At 73.7% G+C, this 10530-nt stretch carries 7 protein-coding genes; 4 read left to right on the top strand and 3 right to left on the bottom strand.

Annotation, left to right across the window (positions count from 1 at the left end; translation table 11 throughout):
* On the top strand, nucleotides 1–1180 hold a 1180-nt coding region (locus tag AB0E14_RS23975; protein ID WP_362421601.1), incomplete at its 5' end, for an MMPL family transporter.
* A 20-nt stretch (nucleotides 1181–1200) separates the two neighbouring features.
* On the opposite strand, the gene AB0E14_RS23970 is transcribed toward AB0E14_RS23975, so the two are convergent.
* Nucleotides 1201–1674, bottom strand: a complete 474-nt coding sequence (locus AB0E14_RS23970; RefSeq protein WP_362421598.1) for a MarR family winged helix-turn-helix transcriptional regulator — start codon at nucleotides 1672–1674, stop codon at nucleotides 1201–1203.
* A 209-nt stretch (nucleotides 1675–1883) separates the two neighbouring features.
* Between AB0E14_RS23970 and AB0E14_RS23965 the strand changes: the two genes are divergently transcribed.
* A complete protein-coding gene (locus tag AB0E14_RS23965) occupies nucleotides 1884–2963 on the top strand; it encodes a cytochrome P450 (RefSeq protein WP_362421595.1) in 1080 nt (359 codons plus the stop codon).
* Here AB0E14_RS23965 and treY read toward each other — a convergent pair.
* Nucleotides 2947–5364, bottom strand: coding sequence for a malto-oligosyltrehalose synthase (gene treY / locus AB0E14_RS23960; RefSeq protein ID WP_362421593.1), 2418 nt, complete (start codon nucleotides 5362–5364; stop codon nucleotides 2947–2949). The genes AB0E14_RS23965 and treY overlap by 17 nt on opposite strands.
* Before the next feature lie 90 nt (nucleotides 5365–5454).
* Between treY and AB0E14_RS23955 the strand changes: the two genes are divergently transcribed.
* Nucleotides 5455–6654 carry an MFS transporter gene (locus AB0E14_RS23955; RefSeq protein WP_362421610.1) on the top strand — a complete coding sequence of 400 codons (1200 nt, stop codon included), beginning with the start codon at nucleotides 5455–5457 and terminating at the stop codon, nucleotides 6652–6654.
* On the opposite strand, the gene glgX is transcribed toward AB0E14_RS23955, so the two are convergent.
* Nucleotides 6638–8758, bottom strand: a complete 2121-nt coding sequence (gene glgX, locus AB0E14_RS23950; RefSeq protein WP_362421590.1) for a glycogen debranching protein GlgX — start codon at nucleotides 8756–8758, stop codon at nucleotides 6638–6640. The genes AB0E14_RS23955 and glgX overlap by 17 nt on opposite strands.
* A gap of 443 nt (nucleotides 8759–9201) precedes the next feature.
* On the opposite strand from glgX, the gene AB0E14_RS23945 reads away from it, so the two are divergent.
* Nucleotides 9202–10452, top strand: coding sequence for an SAV2148 family HEPN domain-containing protein (locus AB0E14_RS23945; protein WP_362421587.1), 1251 nt, complete (start codon nucleotides 9202–9204; stop codon nucleotides 10450–10452).
* The last annotated feature ends 78 nt before the right edge of the window (nucleotides 10453–10530 follow it).

The raw sequence follows: 10530 nt of genomic DNA, 5'->3' as shown, positions 1-10530 counted from the left end.
GGCCCGTCGACGCGCCGCGCGGCCGGGGCGCGGCGGAGTGGGCGGGGGAGGGCGTGGTGAGGGGCGCGTGTGGGCGCTGCTGTTGGGGCCGGTGGTGCGCCGGCCGCTCGTGGCGCTGCTGGCCGGTGTCGCGGCGACGGTCGCGCTCGCCGCTCCCGCGCTCGGGATGCGGCTCGGTACGGAGGGCAAGGAGACGTTCCCCGACAGCGTCCCGGCCGTGGCGGCGTACGACCGGCTCGTGGCGGCCTTCCCGTCCGAGGGGGCCGCGCATCTCGTGCTCGTACGGGGCGAGGATCCGGCGGCCCCGCTGCGGAAGTTGGCGGCGGCGACGCGGGGTGACGCGCTGTTCGCCCAGGACACGGCGCCGGTGGTGCGGGTCGCCGAGGACGGGCGCACGGCGCTGCTCGCGCTGCCCGTCCCGTACGCGGCGAACTCTCCGGAGGCCGCGCGCTCCCTGGAGCGGGTGCGCGAGGTGCTGCTGCCCGCGGCGGTCGAGGGGACGCGGGGGCTCGAACGGGCGGTCTCGGGCGAGATCGCGGCCGGCGCGGACTACGCGGCCCACCAGGAGCGGCGGCTGCCGTGGGTGGTCCTCTTCGTCTCCCTCGCGAGCCTGGCGATCATGTACGTGGCGTTCCGCTCGGTGGTCCTCGCGGTGCTCGGCACGGTCCTCAACCTGGCCGCGGTCATGGTGGCCTGGGGCGTGCTCACCCTGGTCTTCCAGGGGACGTGGGCGGAGGGCCTGCTGGGCTTCGAGTCCCTGGGCTTCGTCGGCTCCCGCATGCCGCTGATGGTCTTCGCGATCCTGGTCGGGCTCTCCACCGACTACCAGATCTTCGTGGTCAGCCGCATCCGCGAGGCCGTACGGCGTGGGGTGCCGACGCGGGAGGCGGTGGTCGACGGGATCGCGGGCTCGGCGAGCGTGGTGACGAGCGCGGCGGTGATCATGGTGTCGGTCTTCGTGAGCTTCCTCTTCATCGACCGGATCGAGATGAAGCAGCTGGCGGTGGGCCTGACGGTCGCGGTCCTGTTCGACGCGATCGTGCTGCGCGCGGTGATCCTCCCCTCGGCGCTCGCCCTCCTGGGTGACCGCGCCTGGTGGCCGCACCGGCCGACGGCGACCGGGCCGACGCCGCTTCACGTGCAGGAGCAGGCGCCGGCCGGCCGGACGCTCCTCGTCTGAACCCGACCCTTCCCGGGGCGTCAGGCGGGGGTCGGTCCGCCCACGTTCCGGAGCATGCGCTGGAGGACCTTCAGCGTCGTCACGTAGTCCGCGTCCGTGATCCCCTCGTGGATCCGGGCGCGGATCGACGGGGCGTGCCGCTTGAAGGCGGCACGCGCCTCGTCGCCCTCGGGAGTGATCCAGAGGCGGTCGTCGGCGTCGCGGGTCAGCCATCCGCGCTCGACGAGTCCGCGCGACTCCGCCGCCAGGTCGTCCTCGTGCCTGAGGTAGGAGCGCATCGCCCGCTGGAGCTCCGCCACGGTCATGCCCGCTCCGTCCGGCGAGAGGTCGTCCTTCGAGAGATTGCGCAGCAGCCAGTACTGGGGCTGGGTGAACCCGAGTTCCGCCTGACGGGCGCGCGTGAAGGCGATCAGGGCCTCGTAGGCCATTCCCGTCCAGTACGCGGCCGGCTGGGCGGCGAGTTCGGCGTCGGAGAGGTGCTGGTTCGTGGTCATCGAAGTTCCCCCTGTGGGTACCGCGGTGGATCCCGGTCGGTGTCCCGGTGTCCGTACCGTAGAACCTCGACTTATGTTGAGGTCAAGCGTCGGTGCGCGGTTCGGCCGCCGTCGGCCGCTTCACCCGTTCGGCGGTACGCGGGCTGCGACGTACCCCGGTCGGTGATCAGGTGGGTGCACACCCGCACGCCGGACCGACAGGGGGCGCGATGAGCGACGAGTCCAAGCCGGGCGCGCGCCCCGACCGCTGGGCCGACCTGCCGCCCATGGAGTCCTGGCCCTCTCCGAGTGCCCCCGCCCGCACGACCCTCGCCGCCGCGGCGGCCGCCGCCGGCCGGCTCTGGGGCAGCGGGCCGGTCGCCGAACGGTCACCCGCCCGGACCGTGGCCCCCAGCCCCCTCGACCCCGGGGGCACGCGGTACCCGCACCGCGTCCACCGCGTCCTGCGCGAGGAGTTCCCGCTCACCTACGACCCGTTGCTGCGCGCCTGGGTCCTCAGCCGGTACGCCGACGTGGCCACCGCCCTCACCGACGCCCGCTTCACCCACGGCCACCGCCCAGGCGACCCGCCCTGCGCCCGCACCCACGTCGACGTCGACGAGGCCGAACTGCGCAGCGTCACCGCGCGCACCGCCCACGTCCTCGCCCGCCGGATCGCCGACCGGCCCCAGGCCGACCTGGTCGCCGACTTCTGCCACTGGCTGCCCTCCGGCACGGTCGCCGCCGCCCTCGGCGTGCCCTACCGGGACATGATGCGGCTGGTCAGGGGCCGGGCCGCCGCCGCACTCGCCGGCCAGTGCACCGGCCAGATCGCGGTACGGGAGAAGGCCCTCGCCTCCTTCCTCGCCAACGTGCTCACCGACCCGGAGCACGCGCGGGACCTCCACACCGCGCCCCCCGGACGGCTCGCCCGCGCCTGGACCGAGTCGCTGCGCCGCGACCCGCCCGTCCAGATCGCCGTGCGCCGCACCGCCGCCGAGGTGCGGGTGAGCGGCGGCACGATCCCGGCGGGGGAGCCCGTCGCCCTGCTGATCGGCTCCGCGTGCCGGGACCCGGAGCGGTTCCGCGAACCCGACCGCTACGACCCGCTGCGCGACGACCCCGGCCAGCTCACCTACGGCAGCGGCGCCTGCCCGGCCGTCCTCCTCGCCGGTCTCGAGGCCGAGTACGCCCTGCGGGCGCTCCTCGACGCAATGCCCCGCCTCCGGCTCGCCGACGGCTTCCGGCCCGAACGGACCGGTCTGATCACCCGCGCCCCGCGGAGCCTGCTGGTCAGGCCGGGCGGCTGAGCAGCGCCACCGGACGCGCGTCGAACAGGTCGACGGGCTTCACCGCGCCACCCGCGAACTCCCGCTCCCCGTCGAGGAGATCGACCCAGCGGCCCGGCGGCAGCACCAGCTCGGTGTCCTGCCAGCCGCCCGCCTCCGCCAGCCGAAGCGACAGCCGCGTGACCGCCGTGACCACCTCGGGCGCGGCGCCCGCGCGCCCGCGCGCGAAGGCCAGGCAGTGCTGCGCGGCGGCCCCGGTCACCGACAGCGGGACGTAGGAGTCCCGCGCGGCGAACACCTCGGGCCGCAGCCGCCGCAGCGCCAGCGCGGCCCGCACCAGCGCCGTCCTCTCGTCGTCGTGAGGACCGCCGGAACGGCTGGAACTGTCGACGCCGCCGGAACCGTCAGCACCGCCGGAACCGGTCCTGAAAGGGCGCCGGTTGTCCGGGTCGACCAGCGCCCGGTACTCGCGCTCCGTCCCCTGGTACAGCTCCGGCACCCCCGGCATCGTCAGCTGGACCAGGGCCGCGCCCAGCATGTGCGTCCGGATGTGCGGCTCCAGGGCGAACGCCGCCTCCGAGGCCGCCCGCAGCGGGATCCGGCCCGGTCCGGCGGCCACGAAGTCGGCCACCGCCCGCTCGTACCCCGGGTCGGGCTCGGTCCAGCTCGTGTGCAGCCCCGCCTCCCGTACGGACTTCAGCACCGCCGGTCCGATCCGCTCCGCGTCCGGGGTGCCGAAGCCGAACGCGGTCTGCCACGCCGTCCACGCCAGATGCGGATCGGGCGCCGGGACCCCCGCCACCTCGTCGAGCAACTCCCGCCACACCTGCGGGCATTGGGCGAGCACGGCGATCCCCGCGCGGACGTCAGCGCTGCGCTTGGTGTCGTGCGTGGACAGCACTGTCCCGGTCTCCGGCCAGTCCCGGGACAGCCGCAGGCAGTACGCGTGGAACTCCTCGGGCCCGACGCCCGGACGCCCCGGGTCGCCGCCCACCTCGTTCGCCGAGAGGAGCGGGGTGTAGCGGTAGAAGGCCGTGTCCTCCACGGACTTGGCGCGCAGCGCCGAGGAGGTCTGCGCGAACCTGGCCCGGAACGCCCGGTGTTCGGGACCGTCGCCGAGCCGGCCGAGCGCCAGGTCCCGTACGGTGTCGACCGCCGAGGCCTCCTCCGCCACGGCGAAGGCGGCCTTCGCGCCCCGCGCGGCCTCCGGCGTCAGCACCGCCTCGTCGCCGGTGCGGTAGAAGCGGTAGACCGGCACGCGGACCAGGAGTTCCCGCACGGCCGTCCGCAACGCCCAGGGCGCGTGGTCGCGCAGCCCCGGATCCGCCGCGCAGATCCGCTCCGCCAGCCGGGTCAGCGCGGCGGTCTCGGCGGCGAGGTCGTGCGACACGACCTCGTACGCGGCGCGGCGCGCGGTCGCCTCCCACGAGCCGCCCCTGTCCCCGGCGCGCTCGACGAACTCCCGGTACAGATGCGCGAGTTCGTCGGCGCCGACCGCGTCCGTGAAGACGCCGTCCACCTGCCGCAGGGCGTCGTAGCCGGTGGTCCCCGCGACGGGCCAGCTCGCCGGCAGCGGCTCCGCGCCGGTGAGGATCTTCTCCACGACCGTCCAACACCGGCCGCCCGTCGCCTCCCGCAGCTGTTCCAGATACCCCTCGGGATCGGCGAGCCCGTCCGGGTGGTCGATCCGCAACCCCTCGATCACCCCGTCCCGTACCAGCTCCACGATCGTGCCGTGCGTCGCGTCGAAGACCTCGGGGTCCTCCACGCGGACCCCGATCAGCTCCGAAATGGTGAAGAAGCGACGGTAGTTGAGCTCCGTACGGGCCAGTCGCCACCAGCCGAGCCGGTACCACTGGGCGTCGAGCAGCTCAGGCAGCGGCAGCCGCTCCGTCCCCGCGCGGAGCGGGAGCGAGAGGCCGTCCACCCACAGAGCGCCGTCGGCGACCCGCATCCGCTCCCGTACCTCCGGCAGCCGGGCCGGCAGCACCGGCAGCAGCATCCTGCCGTCCTCGGCCGCCCAGTCGACGTCGAACCAGTGGGCGTAGGGCGAGTCGGGACCGTCCCGGAGCACCGCGCGCAGCGCGTGGTTGTGCACGGGCGAGGCGGCCATGTGGTTCGGCACCAGGTCCACGACCAGGCCGAGGCCGTGCGCACGGGCGGTCGTGGCGAGCGCCCGCAGCCCCGCCTCCCCGCCCAGCTCGGCCCGGACCGCACGGTGGTCGGTCACGTCGTACCCGTGCGTCGATCCGGGCACGGCCTCCAGGACGGGGGAGAGGTGCAGATGGGACACCCCGAGCCCGGCGAGGTACGGGACGGCCCGCTCGGCGGCCGAGAACGGGAACTCCGGCTGGAGTTGGAGCCGATAGGTGGCGGTGGGCACGGTCCGGGCGGCCGGCGGGGCCGGGAGCGAGGGCGTCATGCGAACGTACGTACCCGGCCGGGCGCCTTCTGTGTCATCGCCTCATGCGTCCGTTCGGGTGCATCGCGTTACGTTCTGGCGATGCTCCGGATGTATCGCGACACGTTGTCCCTGCTCGGACCGGTCCTCCCGGTCGTGTCGTTCCTGGGACGGCTCCCCACCGCCATGTGTCAGCTCGGCAGCCTGCTCCTGGTCGCCGAGACCAGCGGGTCGCTGACGACGGCGGGGCTCGCGGGCGGGGCGCTCGCGGCGGGGCAGACGGTCGCCGGGCCCGTCATCGGCCGGCTCGCGGACCGGCGCGGGCAGCGCGGAGTGGTCCTGGCCGCGTCCCTCGCCAACGCGGTGGCCGTCGTCGCGCTCGTCCTGGCCGCGACGGCGCGGGCGGAGACCGGCTGGCTGATGCTCCTCGGCGCGCTCGCCGGGGCGACCGTCCCGCAGGTCGGGCCGCTCGCCCGGAGCCGCTCGGTGGCCCTGGCCCGGCGCTCCGGCGGGGACGACCGGCTGGTCGGCACGGTCCTCTCCTTCGAGGGCACCCTGGACGAGGTCTCCTTCGTCCTGGGTCCCGCACTCGTGGGCCTCGCCGCCGCCCTCGCCCATCCGGCGGCCGCCCTCCTGACGGCGGCGGCCCTCCTCGCCACCTGCGGCACGGCGTTCGCGCTGCACCCGTCGGCGCCCGCCGGCGCCACCCGTTCGGGCGCCGCCGAACGAGGCCGGCTGCCGGGCTCCGCGTACGCCCTCCGGGTCGCGATGGTGCTCCAGGGGGCCATGTTCGGAGCCTGGCAGGCCGGGATCACCGCCCTGACCGAGAAGCTCGGGGCGCCCGCGCAGGCGGGGCTCGTCTACGCGGCGATGGGCGTGATGAGCGCCGCCGTGGGCCTCTCGATGGCCGCGCTGCCGGCCCGGATCGGGCTGCGGACCCGCTGGCGGGCGGCCACGGCGGGGCTCGTGCTGCTGTCGGTACCGCTCCTGTTCGTGGACTCGCTGCCGGGCCTCTACGTGGTCGTGGTCGTCCTGGGTGCCGCGTACGCACCGCATCTGATCACCGTCTTCGGTCTCACCGAGCGGACCGTGCCCGCCGCCCGGCTCGCCGAGTCGATGGCCTTCCTCACCAGCGGCGTCGTCGGCGGCCAGGCGCTCGCGCTCGCGCTGTCCGGCCGCCTGGCCGACACCCGAGGGGCGTCGGCCGCGTTCGGCGTGGCGGTGGTCGCGGCGCTGCTCTGCGCGGCCCTCTCCTGGTCGGTCCGCACCCGGCCGCGCCGCCGGGGCGTCGCGGTCAGGCGGGCCGCCTGAGGACCGTCAGGCTCAGCGGAGCCAGGGAGACCCTTTCGCCTGCCGCGACCTTCGGACCCTCCTGCGGAGGGATGCCCTCCGGGTGGGAGGTGTCCACCACGACCCGCCAGCTCTCCCCGTGGTTGATCGGGACCGCGAACTCCAGCTCCCGCGCGGACGCGTTGAACATCAGCAGGAACGAGTCGTCCCCGATCCGCTCCCCCTGCGGTCCCGGCTCCGAGATCGCGTTGCCGTTGAGGAAGACCGACAGGGCCTGCGCGTGCGCCGCCTGCCAGTCCCGCGCCGTCATCTCCTCGCCCTCCGGTGTGAACCAGGCGATGTCCGTCAGCTCGTCGTGCGTCCCCTCCACCGGGCGCCCGTGGAAGAAGCGGCGGCGCCGGAAGACCGGGTGGTCCCGGCGCAGCCGCACCATGGCCCGGGTGAACTCCAGGAGCGTGCCCTCCTCCGACGCGCCCGGCTCGGGCCAGCGCACCCACGCCACCTCGTTGTCCTGGCAGTACGCGTTGTTGTTGCCGCTCTGCGTCCGGCCGAACTCGTCGCCGTGGCTCAGCATCGGCACGCCCTGCGACAGCATCAGCGTCGCGAGGAAGTTCCGCATCTGGCGGGCCCGCAGCTCCCGGATCCCGATGTCGTCGGTGTCGCCCTCGGCCCCGCAGTTCCACGACCGGTTGTGGCTCTCGCCGTCCCGGTTGCCCTCTCCGTTCGCTTCGTTGTGCTTCCCGTCGTACGACACGAGATCGCGCAGCGTGAAACCGTCGTGGCAGGTCACGAAGTTGACCGAGGCGAGCGGCCGGCGGCCGTCGTCCTGGTACAGGTCGGACGAGCCGGTCAGCCGGGAGGCGAACTCGGCGAGCGTACGCGGCTCACCGCGCCACAAGTCCCGTACGCAGTCCCGGTACTTGCCGTTCCATTCGGTCCACAGCGGCGGGAAGTTCCCCACCTGGTAGCCGCCCTCGCCGACGTCCCACGGCTCGGCGATCAGCTTCACCTGGCTGACCACCGGGTCCTGCTGCACCAGGTCGAAGAAGGACGACAGCCGGTCGACCTCGTGGAACTGGCGTGCCAGCGTCGCCGCGAGGTCGAAACGGAAGCCGTCGACGTGCATCTCCGTCACCCAGTACCGCAGGCTGTCCATGATCAGCTGCAGCACGTGCGGGGACCGCATGAGCAGCGAGTTCCCGGTGCCGGTGGTGTCCGTGTAGTACCGGCGGTCGTTCGAGAGCCGGTAGTACGAGGGGTTGTCCAGGCCCCGGAAGGAGAGCGTCGGGCCCAGGTGGTTGCCTTCCGCCGTGTGGTTGTAGACCACGTCGAGGATGACCTCGATGCCCGCCTGGTGCAGCGCCCGCACCGCCGACTTGAACTCCAGGACCTGCTGGCCCCGGTCGCCCCAGGAGGCGTAGGCGTTGTGCGGGGCGAAGAAGCCGATCGTGTTGTAGCCCCAGTAGTTGGCGAGCCCCGCGTCCACCAGGCGGTGGTCGTTCACGAACTGGTGCACCGGCATCAATTCGAGCGCCGTGACGCCCAGTTCCTTCAGGTGCCCGATCACCGCCGGATGGGCGAGCCCCGCGTACGTCCCGCGCAGCTCCTCCGGCAGCTCCGGGTGGAGCATGGTCAGGCCCTTCACATGGGCCTCGTAGATCACCGTGCGGTGGTAGTCGGTGCGCGGACGCCGGTCGTCGCCCCAGTCGAAGTACGGATTGACCACGACCGAGGTCATCGTGTGCGGAGCGGAGTCGAGGTCGTTGCGCGAGTCCGGCCGCCCGAAGTGGTAGCCGTACACCGCCTCCCCCCACTCGATCGAGCCCGAGACGGCCCGCGCGTAGGGGTCGAGGAGCAGCTTCGCCGCGTTGCAGCGCTGCCCGCGCTCCGGCGCGTACGGACCGTGGACCCGGAATCCGTACCGCTGGCCCGGCATCACTCCCGGCAGATAGGCGTGCCGGACGAAGGCGTCCGTCTCGCGCAGCTCCACCGCTGTCTCCGAGCCGTCGTCATGGAGCAGACACAGCTCGATCCTGTGGGCGGCCTCGGAGTAGACCGCGAAGTTGGTTCCGGCGCCGTCGTACGTGGCGCCCAGGGGATACGCCTGTCCCGGCCAGACCTGCATAGATAGGACTCTTCCATTCTGATCCGGGTGTGGGGGTGCACTCCGGCCAGATCCTGCCGAAAGAGGGCGGTGTGCGAGCGACCCGACACGCCGGGCGCGGCGAGCCGGCGCGGGGCGAGGGTCCGGTTCCGGCCGCCGCGTCAACGGAGGGACGCCCGCCGACCCTGTCGTACGGCTCGACATCGTGTTCCCTTCCGGGCCCGGACCCCGACGCCGGCCGTCGGCCGCCCGCCGGGTGGGCTTCCGGCCCGCACCCAGGGACGCTTCCGCTATGAATCCGCTCACTCCGGTCCATCTCGCCACGTGGAACGGCACTCGGAATCAGGGGAGTTGAGCGAGCAGCCTGTCGATCCTGCTGCACCGGCTCCCGCTCGCGGAGTACCCTTCCTTGATCGTTGACAGACGGTCGGATCGGGCGTCCAGGAGCAGAAGGCGGTGCGCGGGTGAGCTCGGGAGGTCTGGAGCTGCCCCCAGGTGACGCGGGTCACGAGGGGGGCTCGCCCGACCCCGTGGAGGTGCCGCCCGGCGCGGTCTCCGTCGCCAGGCCGATGGAGATCGGGGCAGAGCTCGACTGGGGCGCCGAGGCCTGGAGCGAGGTGCGCACCCGCGCCCAGCGGGCCGGACGGGCCTATATCTGGCTGAATCTCGTCGAGCAGCGGCTGCGCGCGGTGGTGGCCGCCGTCCTGCGTCCGGTGTACGAACCGGTGCATGGCGAGGAGTGGGTGGTGGCCGCGGCCGGGCCCGCGGGGCAGGAGTGGGTGCAGCGGGCCGTCGCCGTCCGCGAGGTGTCGCGGCGTAAGGGCTATCTCCTGGACCCGGCCGACGACAACGTCCTCAGCTTCCTCACGCTTCCGCAGTTGCGGGAGCTGATGGTGCAGCACTGGCCGTGCTTCGAGCCGTACTTCGACGACCGGCGCGAGGTCGAGCTCGCCCTGGACGAGCTGGAGGTGACGCGGAACGTCGTCTCCCGCAACCGGGCCCTCTCGCTCACCGTCCTCGCCCAGTCCGAACGCGCGTCCGCCCGGCTCCTGGAGATCCTGGGCAGCGGCGCGGGCGTGCCGTCCGCCGACCGGCTGCCGGTCGACGCGGTCGAGGACCTGGTCGGCGACCGGTACGCGGACGTCGTCTCCGTCCACCCGGACCGGGTGCGGCTGCAGCGGCAGCTGCCGGCCGAGGACCTCTTCGGCGGGGCCCGCCGCCTGGACGCCACGGGCATAGGCCTGAACCTCCTCGTGCAGAACTTCTCCGGACGGCGGCTCGTGCGGCTCGCCGAGTCCGGCTGCCGGATACGCCTGCTGTTCCTGAACCCGGCGAGCAGCGCGGTGAAGCGGCGTGAGCGGGAACTGGGGCTGAAGAAGGGCGAGCTGAGCCGCTCGGTGGAGATGAACATCCTCCACATGCGGCGGGTGCGGTCCCGGCTGCGCGACCCGGACGCCTTCCAGATCCATGTCTTCGACGAGACCCCGCGCTTCACGGCGTACCTGGTGGACGGGGACGGGCCGGACGGGGTCGCCGTGATCCAGTCGTACCTCCGGAAGGCGCGGGGCATGGAGGCGCCGGTGCTCGTGCTGCGCGGGGGCGGCCGGAACCTGGTGCGTGCGGGACAGCAGGCACGTGACGGCGAATACGGACTTTTCTCGACATACAGGGAGGAGTTCGAGTCGGTCTGGCTCGACTCGCGCCCGGTCTCCTGAGGCCGGCGGCGGCCGGGGGACGGCCGCGCGACGGGGCGGGGACGGCCCGCGGGAGTCCGTTGTCAGTGGCGCGTGCGA

Source organism: Streptomyces sp. NPDC047981, assembly GCF_040653315.1.
Lineage (GTDB): Bacteria > Actinomycetota > Actinomycetes > Streptomycetales > Streptomycetaceae > Streptomyces.
Note: the sequence above shows the minus strand (reverse complement) of the source record. Positions and strands in the feature narration are given on the sequence as shown.